This window comes from Paenibacillus sp. CB74 (assembly GCF_055687625.1).
In genome coordinates, this window is the sequence record NZ_CM146009.1 from 3,769,271 (window position 1) to 3,790,050 (window position 20,780).

Consider the following 20,780-nt stretch of genomic DNA (forward strand, 5'->3'; position numbering starts at 1 on the left):
TTATGCTGCTGCAAGTATCCGGAATTATCAAACGTTTTGGTGTCGATCCAATCCTGGACGGCGTGAACTTACAAATATTAGAACGCGAGCGCATCGGCCTCGTTGGTGTAAACGGTGCAGGAAAATCCACTTTGCTCAAAATTGTAGCTGGTGAAATGTCTTATGACGGGGGACAGATTTTCAAATCCAAAGAAACGACGCTCGGTTACCTGGCTCAGAATAGCGGGCTGCAATCCGATCGCACCATCTGGGAAGAAATGATGAACGTGTTCGCTCACCTGACACAGGCTGAAGCCGATTTGCGTCAGATGGAGCGCGATATTGCCGACCCTGCCCAGATGGAAGACGAGAAAAAGTACGCGGACCTGCTGGAACGTTATGCGAAACGCTCCGACTGGTTCAAGGACCATGGCGGTTATGAGATGGAAACCCGCATTCGCAGCGTATTGCACGGGATGGGATTCGGGGAATTTTCGCCGGACACCCCCATTGCTACGCTGAGCGGCGGGCAGAAGACACGCCTTGCACTTGCTCGCATTTTGCTTCAGGCACCCGATCTGCTCATGCTGGACGAGCCTACCAACTATCTCGATATCGCAACCCTCACCTGGTTGGAAGATTATCTGAGAGGTTATTCAGGCGCATTGCTCGTGGTATCCCATGACCGGTACTTCCTCGATCGGCTCGTAACGACCATCGTAGAGATCGAACGGCATCGCTCCAAAAAATATACGGGCAATTATAGCCGTTATATGGAACTCAAGGCTGCCGAATATGAGACGCAGATGAAGCAATATGAGAAACAACAGGGTGAAATCTCGAAGATGGAAGATTTTGTCCAGAAAAATATTGTACGTGCATCGACGACCAAACGGGCTCAAAGTCGCCGGAAGGCCCTCGAAAAAATGGAGCGCCTAGATAAGCCGATGGGAGATTTGAAAAAAGCTCATTTTTCCTTCGAAACAGCCGTGATGTCTGGCAAAGAAGTGCTTCGTGTGGATCAACTGTCTGTCGCTTATGACGAGGCTTCTCCATTGTTCCGCAATGTATCCTTTGATCTGCGGCGCGGGGAAACCGTTGCTCTGATCGGTCCAAACGGTATCGGCAAATCCACCATGCTGAAGTGTCTCACCGGAAGTTTACGTCCGGTATCCGGGGATATCCAATGGGGAACGAAAGTCCAGATTGGCTATTATGATCAGGAACAGACGGGGCTCAATCCGTCCAACACGGTTCTGGAAGAACTGTGGAGTGCCTATCCGGGGATGGAAGAAGCACGTATTCGTACCGTACTCGGGAATTTTTTGTTCAGCGGTGACGATGTGCTCAAGAAAATCTCTTCCCTCAGCGGCGGCGAGAAAGCACGTGTCTCTCTATCCAAGCTGATGCTGAAGGAAGCCAATATGCTCATTCTGGATGAGCCTACGAACCATCTCGACCTGTTTGCCAAAGAGGTGCTGGAAGCGGCGTTAATGGATTATGAAGGTACCCTGCTGTTCATTTCCCATGACCGATACTTCCTCAACAAAATGGCCGAGCGCATTGTCGAGCTTCATCCAGGTGGAACAGAACACTATCTCGGAAATTATGATGATTATGTGGAGAAGAAACAGGAGCTTGAGGACATCGCACGCGAAGCTGCTGAGGCACGTCAAGCTTCATCCAAGAACTCTTCCAAATCCGATCCGAGTACAGCAACAACCGAAAAATCTGGAGCGGCTTCGTTCGAAGCGGAAAAACAAGCAAAGCGTGAAGAACGTAACCGGCAACGCAAGCAGGAAGCTCTGGAACAACAGATCGCGGAACTGGAAACGAAAATTACAGAGCTTGAGGAGCAGATGGCTCTGCCTGAAATCTACCAGGATTATATGAAGCTGCAAGAACTCCAGCAACAATCGGAGGAGCGCAAAGCAGAGCTCACCAAGGCGTATGAGGAGTGGGAAGAACTAGCTATGGAATAGCCCAAATTGAGAAACATGGCTTGAACAAGTCCTTACAAATATAGTTGTACCTCGGCTGATTCCTTACTGGGATCAGCTTTTTGTTTAAGTTGGGGTGACTTGTTTTGGATTTTGTCAAATTCACTCGAATGAGGAGAAATATTTTTATACGCCCATCTTTCATACTTATCCACAGCAAAGCAAGATAGCAAGCACATTAATAACCTTAATTATACAGCGGTAGAATAGCCTTTTACACACAAAAACCATATTTATCCACCAAGTTATCCACGTTATCCACAACTTTGTGGATAGTAAGGAGTCGTTCTATCCCCTAAACCCTTTTCGTTTCGAAAACTGCACTGGTTTGACTTTATCCCAGTTACCCACAATTTTCACTGGATATGTGGATAACTATAGTCACACCTTGACAAATAGACTTTCCCTCTCTTCATACTTCCTCCATAAAAAGACAAAAGCAGACCTCTGTCGTTCAAGGCCTGCCCGTTGTTTACTCACATGATGCAATGTAGATCAAATCGAATCGCGATGAGTACTATACCTGCTGCACATACGATCTGACCCAGATGATCTACGCATGTGCTTGTTCATGATGTTCGGAAGGCTCCGCCTTCAGCCCAGCAGCATTGCAAGCCGCCACATAAGCCAAACCGGCAGCCATGACGATATCATTATGTGTTGCCGTTCCCCGGAACTCACGTCCTGCACGCTCCACGGTAACTACAGCCTCCGCACTTGCACCCTCTCCACCGCTCAAGGCATGCATCTCCATATCAACAAAAGCAATGTCATCCGAAATACTCTGACCAATCGCACGAATGGTCGCATCCACTGGACCCCCGCCAACGGCAGAGTAAGACTGTTCTCCAGCACTTGTACGAATACGAACGGCGGCCATTCGATCGGTCATGCTGCCCGCCGTCACCTGCAATTCAACCAGCTCATAATCCTGTGCAGGAATATTCATGGTCTGGCTAACCATCTGCAGCAACTGGTCGTCACTGACCACTTTTTGCTGGTCTGCGGTTTCTTTGAACACCTCATACAATTGCTCCATTTGTTGCTCATCCGGCTCAAAACCGTATTTGCGAACCCGATCCTTCAGAGCGTGACGACCAGAGTGTTTGCCCAGAATAATCATGCTGCGAGGGATACCCAGCGCTTCCGGGTCCATAATCTCATAAGTGCTCCGATTCTTCAGCAGACCATCCTGATGGATGCCGGATTCATGCTGGAATGCATTACGTCCCACCACCGGTTTGTTGTATGCAATCGGGAAGTGCATGGCACGGCTAATCTGACGAGAAGTCTCATACAGCTGGTTCAGCTTAATGTTGGTCGTTGCACCAATTGCATCTCCCCGGGTCTCCAGAGCCATAATCAGTTCTTCCAGTGCACAGTTCCCCGTCCGTTCTCCGATACCATTGATCGTCACTTCAATCTGGGAAGCCCCATTGGCAATCGCGGCCAAACTATTCGCTACAGCCAGGCCCAGATCATTGTGACAGTGTGCACTATAGCGAACCTGATCGCCGCCTCTTGCACCCTCACGTACCCGGCGGAACATCTCACCATACTCATGTGGAAGAGCATAACCAACGGTATCCGGCAGGTTGATAATACTCGCTCCAGCTTCAATAGCGACTTCAACCATTTCAATCAGATCGTCCATCTTGGTACGAGCCGCATCCATAGCAGTGAACTCTACGATGTCCGTGAACTGACGCGCATAAGATACCATCTCACGAGCGGTAGCCACCACTTCACTACGCGGACGGCGCAGCTGATGCTCTATATGAATATCCGAGGAAGAGATAAACAGGTGAATTCGGCGCCGTGCTGCATCCGCTGTTGCTTGAACGGCTGCATCAATATCACCTTTGACCGCACGCGCGAATCCACAGATCTCCACGTCCTGCAACTGTCTCGAAATCGCCTGAACCGCCGCGAACTCACCTGGACTGGAGATCGGGAATCCAGGCTCAATGACGTCAATCCCCAGAGATGCCAGTTGGTGTGCCAGTTCGATCTTTTGCTCGGGTTGCAGACTCGCTCCCGGTGCCTGTTCTCCATCGCGCAGCGTTGTATCAAAAATCTCAATCATGCGTTTGTTATTAATCGTTGTCATATTCATCAACCTCCATCAAATTTTATATTCATTTTTGTTACGATCCACGAGCCATAGAACACCCGCTGATCGCCTTCAATGTTGTTATATATTTTGTTTGTAAATGCGTATGTCGTTAGTAGCTTAGTCCTTGGTAATCATTAGAGCCTATTGCATATTTAGTGCCTATACTTGATATTTCATGTTCATTTACTCGATGTTCCATATTCATTGCTCGTTTGTTAAATAGCCTACTTGCTTGTGACAGGTTGTACGTCGACTTACACCCTGTCTTTCTCCCTTTTCAATCTCCATATGGTTTATCCCACGCCCACCCTGCTGCCGGCAGCAAACACAAATAACCCGCCATCTCATATAAGAGACGGCGGGTTATTCTCCCCTCCGCGGTACCACTCTTGCTTGATGGGCCAGACTTACGCCGGACTCCATCCACCTCGTCGTCTCCGAAATCCGTTGGATGTGTGTGCACGTACGACATCACTGGAATTCGGAGAAACACCCTATAACGCGGGTTAACCGTTGCTGTGTAACACATGTCGTTGTCCATTAGGACAACTGGGCTATTGAAATCGTCCCCACGCTTCCACAACTCCGTTCCCGGGCGAGATTCGAATGACTCAAGCCACTGCGTCGCACCACCCCGCAGCTCTCTGAGCGCTTTATCATTCTACTGCTCCCGTTCATCACATTTAACCTATGACCTAACTTCATTCATCCTTATTTTAAAAATCAAAAAAAGCCTGCCACCTCATGCAATAATGCAAGAGACGACAGGCTGTTCACCTTCGCGGTACCACTCTTGTTGACTTCCTTCCTGTTCATTCAAGAGAACCCCTAGATGCTTTCGCACCTCCGGATCACTTGAAGCAGCCTGAAAGCCCCCTCAGTTATTGTCGGCAATCCTTGTAATAACGGTCCTTCCGACAACGGCCCATTCACGGAGGCAACCCGTAACCATGTACTTTGGGCCATAATCGGCCTTCGGATTCTCCCGGGGAGTCACCGTGTTCCATCGTTCCGCTTCCAGGTGAGTTTCAGGTTTCCTTCGACTGCGTTGCACCAACCCGCAGCTCTCTAAACCGGGAATTGACCTTACTATTCCTGTTCATCGCGTTTAACCATTCAGGAAAATAACTTCCTGTTTAAATTTGTAACTAATATACATTCTTCACATGCAGGCTGTCAACTCTTAATCTCAAACGGCCTGTTTATAGGGACTGAACGGACCATGCCTCCAGGGAAAGCCCCGGGTCAGCTTTGGCATCAAATTCAGAGATTTCTCCCCGCTGCCATTTCAGATATGCAGCCGCTCCGATCATGGCCGCGTTATCCGTACAATATTCCATTGGCGGGATTAACAGCTCAAGCCCTTCCTTCGTGCATCGCTCCTGTAATGCAGAGCGCAATCCCCGGTTAGCGGCAACACCACCACACAACAGCAATTGTTTTGAACCATACTCACGAACGGCTCTTACTGCTTTCTCCACCAGGACTTCTACGACAGCTTCCTGGAAACCACGTGCAACGGCAGATGGCTCCAAGGTTTCTCCGCGCATTTTAGCCTGATTGAGCGCATTCAGTACAGCAGACTTCAGACCACTGAGACTGAAATCATATGAACCTGCTTCCAGCCATACCCTTGGTAGTGGTACCACATCCTCCGCTTCAGACGCCATCCGGTCCACATGCGGACCTCCCGGATAAGGACAGCCCAATGCACGTGCTACTTTGTCATAGGCTTCGCCGACGGCATCATCTCGCGTACGACCAATCAACTTGAACTTGCCTTCGGATTCCATATGCACAAGTTCTGTATGTCCACCCGATACGACCAGTGCCATCGCCGGGTATTGCAGTTCATGGGTAAGTCGGTTGGCATAAATATGCCCAGCAATATGGTGTGTGCCAATGAGCGGTTTGCCGAGTGCCATCGCCAGCGTTTTGGCCGCAACGATTCCGACCAGCAATGCCCCAACGAGTCCCGGACCTTGCGTCACAGCAATCGCACTCAGATCACGCGGACGAATGCCGGACTGTTCAATCGCCTGTTCCAGCATCAACGTAATGACTTCCACGTGTTTACGTGAAGCGACTTCAGGGACCACACCACCAAATGCCTTATGCGTCTCGATCTGACTTGAGATCAGATTGGACAGCACTTCCCGTCCGTCCTTGACTACAGCTACCGATGTTTCATCACAGCTTGTCTCCACCGCCAAAATGTAAGATGGTGCAGAATTTATTTTTTCATTGAGTTCGTTCATGAATCCAGTACGCTTCCTTCCTCTTCGCCGCTCCGGCCTGCAGACGGCAAGTTCGCCCACATAATCATCGCATCTTCCCCATTATCGGAGTAATACCCTTTACGAAGACCCGCCGATTCAAACCCTTTTTTCTGATATAAACGCTGAGCTATGCTGTTCGACACTCTGACCTCCAGCGTCATTCGTTCCATCCCGAGATAAGCCGCTGTACTCATTAATTCATCCAGTAACTTTTCGCCAAGCTTGCGTCCACGATACGTGCCTCTGACTGCAATATTGGTAATATGGGCTTCATCCATAATCGTCCACATTCCGGCATAACCAATGGCTTTGCCTTCCAATTCCATCACCATATATTTAGCAAAATGATTGTGTGTCAATTCATTTTGAAATGCTTCTTCCGTCCAGGGCAGGGTAAAGGCCTCATGTTCAATCTCCATCACATCGGGAATATCCGCGAGTGTCATGAACCTGAACTGAAGCGATGCTTCCTGCTTGTTATTCGCCACGTTGTCCATCTGCTTCCCCCCTTTAGTGCGTGTTCAAAAAGATCGGTTTTCAGTACCGAGAAGATGGAATGAAGCTAGAAATGGAGTAGCGGAGCGTAGTCAAAACTACGTGAGCAACTACAATGTTTCCAAAGGAAACATACTTCGTAAGCCCCCGCTTATTTCGGCTGAATTCCATATTCGATGCTGATGATGCCACTAGGCATCCTTCGTAATCAAAAGTGGACTTTTTGAACAACCTCTTTTAGCTTTTGCGCAGCAGATTGGCTTCCGCTTCAGACAACTGGGTGTAGTTCGGCACCAGCGCATGCACGTCATCACGCTGACCTGCAAGCAGCGCGGCGGCGCCAAGCCGCCCAACCCAGCGGCCTTCCAGCTCATAAGGTACGAGCTGGAGCGCCGTTCCTGCGGGACAGCGAAGCTCCGCCGCTGCCGCAGCATGAGGGCCCGTCTCGCCGACGAACCAGACGGCTGCGGGCCGCTCTTCCGGCGCCGCCTCCGCCATTCGGGCGGCGAGGGCTTCCAGCCATCCGTCCATCTTGCGGATGGCATCAGGCGCCAGACGCCGGGGCGCATCGCTCCCGGCGGAGGCAAACAGCGCGGTGCACGCTTGACCGCGCCTTGCATCCACAAGCGGAACGATCCAGTGGACAGGGGCAGCACCTGTGCTGCCCTGGTCCGCGGATGGCGTTCCGCCAGCCCCTGCTGCGGCATCGTCTGCCGCAGCTTCCGCCTTGGCGGCAAGGCCGCTGTGCCAGCCGCCCCAGGCGAGGGCCTGAAGGCTGGACACCCCGGCTACGGGGATGTCCCATGCCCAGGCTAGTGTCTTCGCCGCGGTCACTGCAATGCGGATGCCCGTGTACGAGCCTGGCCCAACGCCAACGGCAATGCCATCCAGTTGGCCAGGCTGTGTGCTGCTGGCGGCCAGCAGCTGTTCCATCACCGGTACAACGTGTACCGAATGGTTGCGCTCAGCCCGTTCATTGCGTTCTTCCAGAAGCGCATGACCTTCCATCATCGCAGCAGCCATTACTGCGGTGGATGTATCCAACGCCAAAAACCGCTGACGCGGCTCTTTTTGTAAATCTTCCATCATCATTTGACCCCATTCTGTCTGAACTGTCGGCACAAGGCTGCATAAGTCTCGCCGTACCCATCCAGTGTAATCGTTCGATCCTCCAGGCCCGTTGTTTCAATCTGCACATGCAAGTGCTCTTGCGGCAGCAATTCGGGAATGATACTAGACCACTCCACCAGACTGACTCCGGCTCCATAGAAATATTCATCAAGTCCAAGCTCATCCGCTTCTTCCAGCGATATGCGATATACATCCATGTGATATAAAGGCAGACGCCCTTCGTACTCCTTGATTAGCGTGAATGTGGGACTGCTCACCACATCACGTACACCCAAATGCCAGGCAAATTTCTGCGAAAATGCCGTTTTACCCGCACCCAGATCACCATTCAAAGCAATTACCATGCCGGCGTTTGCCTGTCTGGCGAGTGCGGAAGCGAGTGCTTCTGTATCTGCAATGCCATGGGATAAAAACACCCACTGCTCGTGCGCCTGATTCAATATTCGCCCCACCTTTGGCGGTCTAGCCGCCTGAGTTCACTTTGAACCTTATTATATCGGTCCCTTTCTTCCCCCGCAACAACCCTAGCAAAAACCAAAAACCGGCACCTCCCGGTACCGGCTGTGTTAATACATATATTCAGCTTTTATTCATTCTCGAATTGCTTAATAACAATATGCTACTTGTACTTACTCCTCCAAGCGATCCACACGTACCGTCTGGGTATTTCCTGGTCTGCTGCCAACCTGAACGGTCGCCATACCATTGGCTTCATCCACGTTCTCGATCCAGACCGGATCTCCTTCCAGCGTAACGGCAATCGTATCCTTGGAATCATATATCGCTTTGGCACGCTTTGCATCCATCATCTTATTCATACTCCCCTTCCGGATCCTCATGTGATTCTCGAACCATGCTATCTGTTGTACTTTCACCAATATAACCGTTATCGTCCGTAACTTGTCCCCCGCCTAACCCTTCATTCACCATCCGGTCAATGTCAAGCATGAACGACTCCCGATCAAGGGGCAATTTTTCTGAGGTTACCGCTTCCCAGTTCACAGCTGTAGCGGGTGTATAGAATTCTTCTGCGCTTTCGGCTTCCGCAAGAGGATACGGAGAAAACGCATGCTTGTGTGCTTCCTCTTCATCCCGTCTGTTCTTCATTTCAGCACCTCCCAGCTTAATCATTGTGAGATCACTTCTGTTATCATCCCCGAGTCTCGTCGAACCATACGAATTCGTTCGTCCATAAGACGATTATCCCTTGCGCCATATGCCCATACTATTGAATATAAATCCGTGTTCAACAAATCCGTTTTTCAGTAACGGACATTCGGCTGAGGTAATTAAAAGCTGAATTTTTGAACACCCTTTCGAAAGGAGCCGACCTATGCATACCGTCTGGAAAGGCGCAATCAGTTTTGGCCTTGTTCATGTCCCTGTCAAAATGTTCTCGGCTACCGAAGACAAAGACATCTCCATGCGCTATATCCATAAAGTCTGCGGCAGCCCGCTCGCTTATGTTCGCCAATGTCCATCCTGTGAAGTGGACGTCAAATGGGAAGAGATCACCAAAGGCTATGAATATGAAAAAGGAAAGTTCGTACTCTTCGAAAAAGATGAATTAGAAGCGCTAAATGATTCCACCAACAAAACCATCACCATACTTGATTTTGTAGACTTAACTGAGATTGACCCGATTTATTTTCAGAAAACATATTATCTTTCGCCCGATCAGGCCGGGGGAAATGCCTACCAGCTGTTGATGAACGCGATGCGGGATACCGGCAAAATCGGCATCGCCAAAATCTCCATTCGTTCCAAGAGCAGTCTGGCTGCCATACGCGTGTTGGAAGATTGCCTCTCCATGGAGACGATTTTCTATCCGGACGAGATTCGTCCTGTCTCCCAGGTGCCCAACTTGCCGGAAGTGCAAAACGTGAATGAGAAGGAACTCACGATGGCAAAGCTGTTGATTGATCAATTGTCTACGCCTTTTGAACCTGGTAAATACACCGATGACTATCGCAACAAACTGCTTGATCTTATCCAGCACAAAGTGGCAGGCGAAGAAATCAAGATTGCTCCAGCCAAACCTGAAGCTAATGTGATGGATTTGATGGCTGCCTTACAGGCAAGCATCGAGGCGGTGAAACCTATTCCGGCTGACCCTGGGACAACAACGGCCAAACCGAAGAAACGCGCAGCGCGAAAAACGTCCGCTCAGGCGGCTGCCGGAGGGGAATCCGATGCACCTGCACCAGCCAAAAGGAAAAAGGCAGCACCCAAACCAAAAGTTTGAATGTCGTCAAGGCAAGAACGATTTTGTTATCTGCTCATGTAATGAAATTTACTCCAATCCGGCTTCACAGTCGGATTTTTTGTTTTTGTAAAATGCGATTGACGAAAGCTGATTTATATTTTATATTAACTTATGAAAAGTAACTTATTTATGAATATACAGTCACTCTGCAATCCTGCTTTAACAACATGCAATCTAATAATTCATCTTCAACGCATATACACATTCAAACGAGAACCCGTATTATTTATTATCAGGAGGAAACAATCATGAATACGCCGTATCAAATCCCTGCCACAACCCATCTGGGTGAAGTGAGTCTCCGAATTATGAATCTGGACCGTTCGATTAAGTTCTATACCGATGTAGTTGGATTGAAATTACTGGAGCGGAGTGACAAAGTGGCTACGTTGACAGCCGACGGTGTACAGTCCCTGCTGCGATTGGAAGAGCTCACGGATGGCATTACCCTGCCGGAACGCTCACACGCTGGCTTGTACCATTTCGCCATTCTGCTGCCTGACCGTAAGTCCCTGGGTCTCGCTCTTCGTAATCTGGCTGCATCCGGTATCGATATCGGTCAAGGCGATCACTTGGTCAGTGAAGCCTTCTATATCTCCGATCCTGATCAGAACGGAATTGAGATCTATGCTGACCGTGCACGTGATACCTGGAAACGGGATAGCGACAATAACTACGTGATGGCAAGTGATCCGGTTGATGTGGAAAGCCTGTTTGCCATATCGGAGAATGAACCTTGGCAAGGTCTGCCTGCTGGCACAGTTATCGGTCACGTTCATTTCCACGTCCGCAGCCTGGAAGAAGCCCGCAACTTCTACACCGGCATACTCGGTTTTGATATCGTGGGTAACTTCGCCAACATGTCAGCACTATTTGTATCCGCAGGCGGCTATCATCATCATCTGGGACTCAATATCTGGGCAGGAGTGAATGCACCTGTCAATCCAGATAACGCTACAGGAATTGATTACTTCACCATTGTGTACGCCACCAAGGAACAATTGGAACAGGCACTTGAACAATTACGTCAATCCGGTGCAGTCGTTACACCAGTAGAGGACACTTGGTTTACGGTAGACCCACAGAATATTCGTATACGTCTGACAACTGCGAACTGATTCTATGTAGCCGTTACAATACAATATGATTGCTTAACCACATGTTAATAAGCCCGGGTAACTGATTTCTCTACATCACAGAGAGATCGGCTGCACGGGCTTTTTACGTTGGCTTTTATAAAACTGGCACAATTGGTGCATTCTAACCAATACATAGACATGATCTGTTAAGGAGATACCTCATGATCGAAAAGGGACGTTTGACTGTTAGACAGCTCGCTTCACTTATGTTCCTGTGCACCATCGGGGAGCAAATTCTCGTCTTCCCTTCCATGATCACATCCTATGCTCATCAGGATGCCTGGTTATCAGCCTTGTTGGGAGTCGCAGGGGGCCTTGGAATACTCTTCATTATGCTTGTTGCCTACAGAACGCATCCCCGGCTGAATCTGATTCAAAATGCCCTTCGAACATTGGGACCCTGGATCGGGACGTTGTTTGGTTCTTTTTATATTTTTTATTTCCTAATCAGCACCTCAACGTTCATTAGGGAGATTGGCGATTTTATGTCTACCCAGATCTTGCCGGAATCTCCATTAATGATCCTTCATTTGGTTTTTATGTGTGCGCTTGTCTGGGGGCTTCTTTCCGGTCTGGAGAGCATTGGTAAGACTGCTGAGGTCTTTCTTCCTCTAATCGTGTTGTTTCTGCTTTTTCTGACGGTATTTCTAATCCCCCATATACGTATAGCTAACATCCAACCTGTGCTTGCACAAGGCTTTCTTGATCCATTCAAAGGTTTTGTTGCTGTACTCACCTATCCTTACTGCGAGTTGTGCATCTTCATGATGCTTTTTCCCTACACGAAAGATGAGCCCCATCTGCAAAAGGACATTCTGTTCGCTGGCATGATTGGTGGATTGTTACTCACATTGACGCTAAGTATGTGTCTGTTCGTTATGGGACCATGGATGACGCAGCATCACTGGTTCGCTTCATTCAACCTTTCACAGAAGATCAATATCGGAAACTTTATGCAACGCGTCGAAGCCTTCATAACATCGGTCTGGATTATTGCTGTTTTCTTCAAAGCTGCTCTGTTCTTCTACGGTTTTATCCTGGGCGTCGCTCACCTGTTTCACTTGTCCAGTCACCGTTCTCTGATCCTGCCGGGTTCCATGCTTATTCTCGCCATGTCTATTCTAATCGCTCCGAACGAGACCTTTTATCTCAAGGTCATCATTCCCTATTGGATTGATTGGGATCTGACCTGTGGTATTGCACTTCCGTTACTGCTCATTCTGGTGCATCATATGAAGTCCCGCTTCCAAAAAATATAACAAAATTCTGAATGAACCTGCGCCGGATCATTAGGGCGAGGAAGGAGTTCCCCCATGTTCAAACCCCTGATTCCGTTCGAACCCATCTCCAGGGATACCTTGCCCACAGGACCTCAATGGATTGCACAAATCAAGTGGGATGGAGTCCGTATGCTTGCTTATGAGGACGGGCATGAGCTTCGCCTGGTGAATCGCAGGTTACATGATCGAACCGCACAGTATCCCGAGTTGGTCACACCACGTAATTTATGTTCAGGAGCATCCTATATCTTGGATGGAGAAGTAATTGCACTGGACCCGGACACCGGCAAACCTTCGTTTTATCACGTTCTGCGGCGGGATCGCATGAGCAGACCGGAAGGCATCGCCCAAGCCATACATCAGATTCCGGTCACGTATATGGTATTTGATATCCTGTTCTATGAGGGACAATGGGTGACGGATCAGCCTTTGGCAGATCGACAGCGCCTGTTGCACGAGGTTCTTAACAGCGCTCCCCATGTTCAGGAGGTTACCAATACACTTGATGCCGCATCCCTGCTTACGGTCATGAGACAGCATCAGATGGAAGGCATCGTCTGCAAGGATCTCACCAGCACTTATGGCGTACAGGGTAAGGATCAGCGCTGGCAGAAGGTCAAAATCATGCATGATGTATATGCCATGATCGGGGGTGTCACGTACCGAAGCGGTATTGTGAACGCCATCGCGGTTGGCGTATATGATGGGCCTAACTTTGTCTATATTGGTCATGTCGGGACAGGCAAGCTGAACTCCAATACTTGGCGTGAACTCACCCATCAGGTTGAGCCTCTGATTAGGCAGGACCGACCGTTCCATAATGTACCCGAACGCAGTGCGGAAACCACCTGGGTAGAACCACGAATAGGTGTCAAAGTGCAATATATGGAACTGACGCATCATCGCACACTACGCCATCCCAGTATTCAGACCTTCGCAGAGGTAACCCGTGAGGATTGCCTGGCGAATCAGCTTCTTCAATGAATGAGTTCGTATATAGATTACGTATAGGAGGTGTTCGGTGTGGCCCCTAAGATTCAAGGAACCATCATAATAGAAGGCACAGAGCTAACCGTTACGAACCCGGACAAGCTGTTATGGCCGGAAGCAGGTGTCACCAAAGCAATCTATCTGCAAAAGCTGGCAGCTTTAGCTCCATATCTGCTCACATATACAAGCAATCGACTATTAACCACCATAAGATACCCCCATGGAGCGGGAGGGACATTTTTCTACCAAAAGAATGCCCCCGAACCCGTCCCGGATTATGTTCGGACTGAAGTACACGATGGCATCCGTTATGTGGTAATGAATGGACTGCCTGAATTATTGTGGCTCGGCAACCTGGCTGCACTTGAATTCCATCCTTCTCTTCATGCTGTCGGAAGCCTGCTGCCCTGTGAATGGATGATTGATCTGGACCCCTCTCAGGAACATGAGCCACGGATCATGCAGGCTGCACTCATCGTTGGAGAAACCTTGACTTCTCTTGGTCTGAGGTCCATTCCCAAAACTTCAGGGGCAACCGGCGTTCAGATTATCGTTCCTATTGTGCAAGGTGTAACCTTTGATGAGTTGCGGGATATCGGTTATTTTGTTGGCAAATATGTCACGCAGAAGCACCCCGATCTGTTCACACTGGAACGACTCAAAAAGGATCGTGGAGACCGCATATATTTTGACTACCTCCAGCATTATGGTGGCAAGACCCTTGCGGCCCCCTATACACCTCGTGCCAAATCAGGAGCCACCGTATCTACGCCACTTACCTGGGATGAGGTTCGAAACAACGTCTCCATCCAGGATTACCATCTGATGAACATTGTGGAGCGCCTGAATGATATCGGAGATTTGATCGCAGCCGTCGAGCCGCAACCGGTTGAACTCATTCTCAAGCATTTGAAGAAAAAATAGCCGACCCCCTTATCACAAGGGAGTCGGCTATTATCATATATGCGTGGATAAATCGCTAATGGATACCTTTTTTCTTGAAACGTCCGCCCTTCACGTCGTGAATGTTACCGATCGCCACAAAAGCTTGCGGGTCCCAATCTTCAACGATGGACTTGAGTTTGGCTTCTTCCAAGCGGGTAATGACAACAAAGATGATCTTTTTCTCGTCCCCGCTGAATCCACCCTCGCCATCTAGGAAAGTTACACCACGACCAAGACGGTCTGTCAGGGCTGAACCGATATCACGATACTTCTCACTAATGATCCATACCGATTTGGACTGATCCAGTCCCTCATTCACGATATCAATCATCTTCATCGCAATATAATATGCAATCATGGAATACAGGGCATTCGGCCAACCGAATACAAATCCTGCACCTGCGAAAATAAATACGTTAATGAACAATACAATCTGTCCTACAGACAACGGTGACTTCTCACTAAGCAGGATAGCCACAATCTCCGTACCGTCCAGTGAACCGCCAGACCGAATAACGAGTCCAACACCCACACCCAGAATCAATCCGCCAAAAACTGCTCCCAGCAAAGGCTCACCCGGTGTTAATGCAGGAACATGGTGCAATAACGAAGTCCCGATGGACATGACCACGATCCCCAGCAATGTGGATAACGCAAATGTTTTACCAATCTGCTTGTAACCCAGAATCAGGAACGGCAAGTTGAGCAAGGTCAGGAATACGCCGAGTGGCAGATGTGTAAGCTCTGACACCATAATTGAAATCCCCGTAATCCCACCATCAATAACACCATTCGGTACGAGAAATACTTCAAGCGATACAGCCATTAGTGCAGCACCGATCAGAATCATCACAATACGTTGCAGCAGCTTTAAAGTAAACACCGAGCTTTTGACCCCGCGGTCAGCTTGCTTGGCTGTTAGTTCTTTCACCGTTACATTGGACATGGTATCCCCCCCGTTAAATCAGTGTGTGAATCCATTTTATAAATCATTTAAATACTCAGGGTGAATCGACATATAGAAAACAGCAAACTGCGTTCTACATGTACCCTGGCCATACAAGCACAAGCATCTAAAGGCGATATAAAATGGATTCAAAATGTTCTTCATCCCGGTTTGTACTTTCAAAAGAGAGCAAAAGGGAGCCTGTTTTCCCGCAGACTCCCCTCCTTCGCCAAGACATGATTTATATATCTATTATATCATAAAAGATCAAATTTGCGCAAAATACTAAGCAAAAAGAAGATAAATTCACAAAAAGTGAACTTATCTTCAGAAATCTGTCCTAAATCGGCTAAAGAAGCGGAGAAAGCATCCGAGAAAGCATTTCTGCGCCTTTTTGTCCCCGTGAACGCTTCTGAAATACCTTCCCATCGATCTGACTGCATTCCCCGAGATCACGTTCAAAGTCATTCATCAAACGCTGAATCGCAGAGGATTCGAACAGGACCGCCGTCAACTCGAAATTGCAGAAAAAACTGCGCATATCCATGTTGGCTGTTCCGACTGTAGCGAGCAACTCATCTACAATCATCACTTTGGCATGTACAAAACCTTTGCGATATTGGAAAAACTGCACACCTGCTCGCAACAGTTCCTCCACATAAGAAAGTGACGCCAGGTGTACGAGTTTTGAATCGGATTGATACGGAATGATAATTCTCACATCGACGCCACTGACTGCAGCTGTTTTGAGCGCCTCATATAGTGCGGGATCAGGTATAAAATAAGGTGTGGTAATGTAGATCCGTTCACAAGCTACCGAAATGGCCCCAAAACACATCTCCTGAATCGCATCCCAGTCCTGATCCGGTCCGCTAGCCAATATCTGAATTCGCTCTTCCCCGCTACAGATATGCGGAGGAAATAATTCTGCAAGCTGGGGTTCGGTAATTCGCTCACCAGCAGCCAGTTTCCAGTCATTAAGGAACGTACTTTGCAGAAAGTATACAGCGTCTCCCTCAATCTGCACATGTGTATCCCGCCAGAAACCTACCTCTGGATATTGTCCAAGATAATCATCACCTACGTTAATACCGCCCACAAAGCCAACCCGTCCATCCACAACAACAATTTTGCGGTGGTTCCGGTAGTTCACTCTGCGGTCAATCGTAGCGATCAGCGGTGGGAGAAAATAATGGAATTCCACACCAGCATCCTGAAGTTTGCGGATAAAGCTTCCACTCATCTTGTGGCTGCCGAGACCGTCGCAGATAAACCGAACCTTCACTCCCTCTTGCGCCTTACGAATCATGACATCCTGAAACATGGTGCTGATGACATCATCACGAAAAATATAAAATTCCACATGAAGATGGTGCTTTGCTTTTTTCATTTCTCTCAGCATTGCCGCAAATGCCTCTTCACCATTGGTGAGTACCGTACTGTGGTTACAACCCGTGATCGGGCTCTCCGACAGATGGGTTAACAGGTTAAACAATCGATGTTGATGGCTGAAACGATCGCCAGGCATCTGTTCAACATCCCCGATGATGTGGGCTTGTTTCCAGATCGTTTCCTTCATTTCACGGAAGATTCGCGATCCACCCTTGCGGAGTTTTTTTCGTTTGTTATAATCCTGCGCCACGAAATAATACACTACAAAACCGATCAAAGGCACGCAGAACAAAATAAACAGCCAAGCCACAGCTTTAGCCGGATTCCGAAATTCCAGCAAAAGAATCGTGGCTGCCTGAAAAATAAATACGACTAATATAATGACCAGCCAGAACATTCGGCTTCCTCCTTAGGTGGCAAGCTTCATGACCTTGCCGTTCTCTCACTTACACAGCTTTGACGATTATGCATACAGCTAATCATAGATACCCAATGTAGCCCCTATTCGTAACGTTTGCTTAGATAAAACTTTACATAAGCAGACCGCATACTTGATTCTGGTAATCGGAATATCTCATCACAGGTTGTATATTATGACTGTGTTACCTTCTACATATCAGATTAATCATGATACAGAACCGCATTGCAGCGCCAATTTGCTCATCGTCCCTTCCAGACTCTTCCTCTTTTCTTCATGAGAAGGTGGTCTTCTTACGTAAAATTAGATATAATACTCGTTAAAAACTTATTACTTAAAGGAGAACAGTAGTGAATGGACAGTGAGAGGTATGCGTTAAATTTAATATTGGTTGCGTTTTTGATAGGACTTTCGGCGTTTTTTGTTGCAGTGGAGTTCGCTCTGGTACGGGTTCGTCCAAGCCGGATCGACCAAATGATTGCAGAAGGAAACAAGCGTGCGCTGGCTGTGAAACAAGCCGTTGCCAATCTGGATGGATATTTGTCCGCCTGCCAGCTCGGCATCACGATTACCTCTCTGGGACTGGGCTGGTTGGGTGAACCGACGGTAGAGAAGATTCTCCACCCTGTGTTCGAAAGCTTGCAAATTCCTGAGGCGGTTTCTTCATTCTTATCATTTGTTATTGCGTTTGCTTCCATCACGTATCTGCATGTTGTGGTTGGTGAACTTGCTCCAAAAACGATTGCAATCCGCAAAGCAGAGACTGTAGCCCTGCTGACGTCTACACCTATCATCTGGTTTAACCGAATTATGTATCCTTTTATCTGGCTGTTAAACGGCTCAGCGAACCAACTGGTGAAACTGTTCGGAATCAAACCTGCTTCCGAGCACGAAGATGCTCACTCTGAAGAAGAGTTGCAGATCATTATTAATGAAAGCTTCGAAAACGGTAAAATAAACCAAGCCGAGTTCGGTTATGTAAGCCGGATTTTTGCTTTTGATGAGATGTTAGCCAAAGAAATCATGGTACCCCGGACCGATATGGTCTGCCTTTATGTAAATAGAACGAATGAGGAAAACCTGGAGATTATTCGTGAAGAACAGTATACCCGTTTTCCAGTAGTTAATGAGAGCAAAGACGATATTATCGGTATCATTAATACGAAGCAATTCTTCCTGGAACTATACGGAAATGATGAGCCTGTCGATCTGTCTTCCCTGATTCAGCCTGTATCCGCTGTTCACGAAACAACTCCTGTAAAGGACTTGCTCAAGAAAATGCAGAAGGATGGCGTGCACATCGCCGTGCTGGTGGATGAATATGGAGGAACATCCGGAATTGTAACCATCGAGGATGTGCTTGAACAGATTGTCGGTGAGATCCGCGATGAGTTCGACGCAGACGAAGTGGAAGATATTCAGGTCATCAATGAGAACTATGTCATTATGGATGGTAAGGTTTCCTTATCGAAGGTGAACGACATGTTTATGTCCAGCCTGGATGCAGATGAGTGGGACACCATTGGTGGATGGCTCTACAGTCATCGTCCCGAGATGAACGAACAGGAAGAATATGAGTTCGAGAATCTTACTTTTGTTTTGCTGGAAAAAGACAAGAATCGGTTCTACAAAGTGGCCATTGTCCCCAAGGAACCATTGACGATGTCTGATTACACCGATGAAGACGACAAAGAGTCCAATCGGGTTAAATAAAGCACATTCATAAACAAAAAAAGAGGAGCAGCTGCCTACATTGGCAAGTGCTCCTCTTTTATATTATTTTAGGCTCAATGTGTTACTCTTCTCCATGTCATTTTAATACCCAATTCGCTATATCATCGATAATGGCTTTGGAGACATTAGACGGCTCAGCGTACTCTTGACCAATCGAAAGTCCATCATAGCTGGATAAAAGATGATTTACCTTTGGATAGCTATTGTACGTTACATTGGAATGACCTTGAAGAGCCGATTTCCAGGTTTGGAACTGATCCATAGACACTTGCACATCGTTTTCGCCTTGTATAACAAGCATAGGAGTATTTTGTGTTTTAGCCAATTCCGCAGGCACATAATCTCTCTGCTCAAACCACCAATAAGCAGGTTGGAGTGGAAATGCCTCAGGAAGATGATCCATAGAGTATTGAGGATCTTTGACGATCGCAGCAGCATTTTTATAAAAAGCAGCTTGTTCTTTGATGATCTTCGTGTCTAAACCTAGCCGCTCCATCCGGTCTACCAATTCGTCCTGCTGCTCGATAAGCACATCCGCAAAGCTGCTACTTGGCGCAGCAAGCAGAATGCTCCCTGCAAGATCATGCTGCTTATCGTCAGCAATGATTAACGGTACTGCAAACCCGCCTTGACTATGTCCAGCCACAAAAATGGCTGTAGGATCAATATTTGAATTCTTTTTAAGCAAATCTACTGCATCGGCTACCTGATCTACACTTTCTTGTTTTAACGTGAATTTAGGCTGTGAAGCGACCTTATAGGTATGCTCATACGTGACCTTATCGTATCTCAATACGGCAACGCCTTGTGAAGCTAAACCTACCGCAAGATCACGGAATGGCTTCGCCCCACCAATGGCAGCGTCTCGATTGCTAGGCCCAGAACCGTGTACCAGAATGACAACCGGGAAAGGACCCTCTCCTTTGGGCAATGTTAATGTTCCTGGTAAAGCTAAATCGCCCTGACCCACCGTTATGTCTTGTTCTATGTACGCAGATGGGTCGTCGTAGCTTGGTTTTTGATACACATCTGGAGTAGCGGCGGCAATATGCAAGTCATCCACAAGTCCATTATCATTCATTCTGACCGTAATATTAATACGAGTAAGCTCTGTCTTGAACGTGTAGGTGACATTGCGATGCACGGTGTTATTTTCTACGTGTTTAGCTATGGCTTTATTTGTGATTTTACCATTTTGTCCTTCTAATGCTGTCCATAACTGACTCAACAACGTAGGAGACAACACTCCACTCACAGAGCTATGAACATACTTCGCAGCTTCCTTGCCATTGCCCTCACTTATAAGTGAAATGAACCGATCCTCAGTTGATGTCTTCAAAGTCTCGTTAAGAAATCCTTCATCCATGAAGGTAACCCCTTTCGTTAACCGAACAGGATTGCTTATGGGTACGACTTGCCCATTCACTATCGCCTGTTTCTCCCCTACCTTAACTACAATGATAAGTTCATTTTTGCGTATCGTGATCTGTCCTGTTTTTTGTTGCCAAGATACCTCTGCACCATTCTGTTCTGCAATCTCACGAATAGGAACCAGATTTTCATTCCCAGCTTGTTCTTCAGCAGCTGCTGAGATCGATGTCACTGGCAAGATGAGACATACGAAACTAAGAGACAGGAGTAGCTTTTTCCAATTGGTCATGGTCATATTT

General features: G+C 47.9%; 17 protein-coding genes and 1 other annotated feature. Of the genes, 7 read left to right on the forward strand and 10 right to left on the reverse strand.

The annotated features are described in order from the left end of the window. The first annotated feature begins 2 nt into the window (after positions 1–2). Positions 3–1,961 (forward strand): ABC-F family ATP-binding cassette domain-containing protein, encoded by a 1,959-nt coding sequence (locus tag ACX9NY_RS16860; RefSeq protein ID WP_339240314.1) that lies wholly within the window; start codon positions 3–5, stop codon positions 1,959–1,961. Positions 1,962–2,532: 571 nt separating this feature from the next. Here ACX9NY_RS16860 and ACX9NY_RS16865 read toward each other — a convergent pair. From ACX9NY_RS16865 to ACX9NY_RS16895, 7 genes are all read right to left on the reverse strand, one after another. Next, positions 2,533–4,089 (reverse strand): 2-isopropylmalate synthase, encoded by a 1,557-nt coding sequence (locus ACX9NY_RS16865; protein ID WP_472473919.1) that lies wholly within the window; start codon positions 4,087–4,089, stop codon positions 2,533–2,535. 760 nt (positions 4,090–4,849) lie between these two features. After that, positions 4,850–5,207: a binding site (T-box leader), on the reverse strand. Between the two features lie 90 nt (positions 5,208–5,297). Further along, entirely contained in the window at positions 5,298–6,353 is a 1,056-nt protein-coding gene (gene tsaD / locus ACX9NY_RS16870; RefSeq protein ID WP_339303614.1) for a tRNA (adenosine(37)-N6)-threonylcarbamoyltransferase complex transferase subunit TsaD, read from the reverse strand. Beyond that, positions 6,350–6,871: a ribosomal protein S18-alanine N-acetyltransferase gene (gene rimI / locus ACX9NY_RS16875; RefSeq protein ID WP_472473921.1), complete on the reverse strand. Its 522-nt coding sequence runs from the start codon at positions 6,869–6,871 to the stop codon at positions 6,350–6,352. Before rimI ends, tsaD begins: the two co-directional genes overlap by 4 nt. A gap of 235 nt (positions 6,872–7,106) precedes the next feature. After that, positions 7,107–7,955: a tRNA (adenosine(37)-N6)-threonylcarbamoyltransferase complex dimerization subunit type 1 TsaB gene (gene tsaB, locus ACX9NY_RS16880; RefSeq protein WP_446723778.1), complete on the reverse strand. Its 849-nt coding sequence runs from the start codon at positions 7,953–7,955 to the stop codon at positions 7,107–7,109. Positions 7,956–7,957: 2 nt separating this feature from the next. After that, positions 7,958–8,440 (reverse strand): tRNA (adenosine(37)-N6)-threonylcarbamoyltransferase complex ATPase subunit type 1 TsaE, encoded by a 483-nt coding sequence (gene tsaE / locus ACX9NY_RS16885; protein WP_472473923.1) that lies wholly within the window; start codon positions 8,438–8,440, stop codon positions 7,958–7,960. 189 nt (positions 8,441–8,629) lie between these two features. Then, the gene (locus tag ACX9NY_RS16890) at positions 8,630–8,806 is read right to left on the reverse strand and encodes an H-type small acid-soluble spore protein (protein WP_026081228.1); all 177 of its coding nucleotides are present in this window, start codon (positions 8,804–8,806) and stop codon (positions 8,630–8,632) included. Positions 8,807–8,810: 4 nt separating this feature from the next. Next, on the reverse strand, positions 8,811–9,107 hold the full coding sequence (locus ACX9NY_RS16895) for a hypothetical protein (RefSeq protein ID WP_339240309.1): 297 nt from the start codon (positions 9,105–9,107) through the stop codon (positions 8,811–8,813). Between the two features lie 226 nt (positions 9,108–9,333). Between ACX9NY_RS16895 and ku the strand changes: the two genes are divergently transcribed. From ku to ligD, 5 genes are all read left to right on the forward strand, one after another. Next, positions 9,334–10,245, forward strand: a complete 912-nt coding sequence (gene ku / locus ACX9NY_RS16900; protein WP_339240307.1) for a non-homologous end joining protein Ku — start codon at positions 9,334–9,336, stop codon at positions 10,243–10,245. Between the two features lie 269 nt (positions 10,246–10,514). Next, positions 10,515–11,384, forward strand: coding sequence for a VOC family protein (locus ACX9NY_RS16905; RefSeq protein WP_472473925.1), 870 nt, complete (start codon positions 10,515–10,517; stop codon positions 11,382–11,384). 182 nt (positions 11,385–11,566) lie between these two features. Continuing rightward, on the forward strand, positions 11,567–12,664 hold the full coding sequence (locus tag ACX9NY_RS16910; protein ID WP_442031364.1) for a GerAB/ArcD/ProY family transporter: 1,098 nt from the start codon (positions 11,567–11,569) through the stop codon (positions 12,662–12,664). A 54-nt stretch (positions 12,665–12,718) separates the two neighbouring features. Continuing rightward, a complete protein-coding gene (locus ACX9NY_RS16915; RefSeq protein ID WP_472473927.1) occupies positions 12,719–13,669 on the forward strand; it encodes an ATP-dependent DNA ligase in 951 nt (316 codons plus the stop codon). Positions 13,670–13,708: 39 nt separating this feature from the next. Then, positions 13,709–14,599, forward strand: a complete 891-nt coding sequence (gene ligD, locus ACX9NY_RS16920) for a non-homologous end-joining DNA ligase (protein WP_339259435.1) — start codon at positions 13,709–13,711, stop codon at positions 14,597–14,599. A gap of 55 nt (positions 14,600–14,654) precedes the next feature. On the opposite strand, the gene ACX9NY_RS16925 is transcribed toward ligD, so the two are convergent. Together ACX9NY_RS16925 and cls are read right to left on the reverse strand one after the other, a co-directional pair. Continuing rightward, positions 14,655–15,566, reverse strand: coding sequence for a YitT family protein (locus ACX9NY_RS16925; protein WP_278296378.1), 912 nt, complete (start codon positions 15,564–15,566; stop codon positions 14,655–14,657). Between the two features lie 349 nt (positions 15,567–15,915). Beyond that, a complete protein-coding gene (cls, locus tag ACX9NY_RS16930; protein ID WP_339259433.1) occupies positions 15,916–17,355 on the reverse strand; it encodes a cardiolipin synthase in 1,440 nt (479 codons plus the stop codon). A 375-nt stretch (positions 17,356–17,730) separates the two neighbouring features. On the opposite strand from cls, the gene ACX9NY_RS16935 reads away from it, so the two are divergent. After that, complete coding sequence (locus ACX9NY_RS16935; protein ID WP_339240298.1) at positions 17,731–19,089, forward strand: hemolysin family protein; 1,359 nt, start codon at positions 17,731–17,733, stop codon at positions 19,087–19,089. 97 nt (positions 19,090–19,186) lie between these two features. Here the strand turns inward: ACX9NY_RS16935 and ACX9NY_RS16940 are convergent, their stop codons facing one another. Beyond that, a complete protein-coding gene (locus ACX9NY_RS16940; protein ID WP_472473930.1) occupies positions 19,187–20,770 on the reverse strand; it encodes an alpha/beta hydrolase family protein in 1,584 nt (527 codons plus the stop codon). Between the last annotated feature and the right edge of the window lie 10 nt (positions 20,771–20,780).

Excerpts from the sequence above, each read along its gene's own strand:
- ACX9NY_RS16860 (WP_339240314.1), top strand. The coding sequence starts at position 3 with ATGCTGCTGCAAGTATCCGGAATTATCAAACGTTTTGGTGTCGATCCA.
- ACX9NY_RS16865 (WP_472473919.1), bottom strand. The coding sequence starts at position 4,089 with ATGACAACGATTAATAACAAACGCATGATTGAGATTTTTGATACAACG.
- tsaD (WP_339303614.1), bottom strand. The coding sequence starts at position 6,353 with ATGAACGAACTCAATGAAAAAATAAATTCTGCACCATCTTACATTTTG.
- rimI (WP_472473921.1), bottom strand. The coding sequence starts at position 6,871 with ATGGACAACGTGGCGAATAACAAGCAGGAAGCATCGCTTCAGTTCAGG.
- tsaB (WP_446723778.1), bottom strand. The coding sequence starts at position 7,955 with ATGGAAGATTTACAAAAAGAGCCGCGTCAGCGGTTTTTGGCGTTGGAT.
- ACX9NY_RS16890 (WP_026081228.1), bottom strand. The coding sequence starts at position 8,806 with ATGGATGCAAAGCGTGCCAAAGCGATATATGATTCCAAGGATACGATT.
- ACX9NY_RS16895 (WP_339240309.1), bottom strand. The coding sequence starts at position 9,107 with ATGAAGAACAGACGGGATGAAGAGGAAGCACACAAGCATGCGTTTTCT.
- ku (WP_339240307.1), top strand. The coding sequence starts at position 9,334 with ATGCATACCGTCTGGAAAGGCGCAATCAGTTTTGGCCTTGTTCATGTC.
- ACX9NY_RS16905 (WP_472473925.1), top strand. The coding sequence starts at position 10,515 with ATGAATACGCCGTATCAAATCCCTGCCACAACCCATCTGGGTGAAGTG.
- ACX9NY_RS16910 (WP_442031364.1), top strand. The coding sequence starts at position 11,567 with ATGATCGAAAAGGGACGTTTGACTGTTAGACAGCTCGCTTCACTTATG.
- ACX9NY_RS16915 (WP_472473927.1), top strand. The coding sequence starts at position 12,719 with ATGTTCAAACCCCTGATTCCGTTCGAACCCATCTCCAGGGATACCTTG.
- ACX9NY_RS16925 (WP_278296378.1), bottom strand. The coding sequence starts at position 15,566 with ATGTCCAATGTAACGGTGAAAGAACTAACAGCCAAGCAAGCTGACCGC.
- cls (WP_339259433.1), bottom strand. The coding sequence starts at position 17,355 with ATGTTCTGGCTGGTCATTATATTAGTCGTATTTATTTTTCAGGCAGCC.
- ACX9NY_RS16935 (WP_339240298.1), top strand. The coding sequence starts at position 17,731 with ATGGACAGTGAGAGGTATGCGTTAAATTTAATATTGGTTGCGTTTTTG.
- ACX9NY_RS16940 (WP_472473930.1), bottom strand. The coding sequence starts at position 20,770 with ATGACCAATTGGAAAAAGCTACTCCTGTCTCTTAGTTTCGTATGTCTC.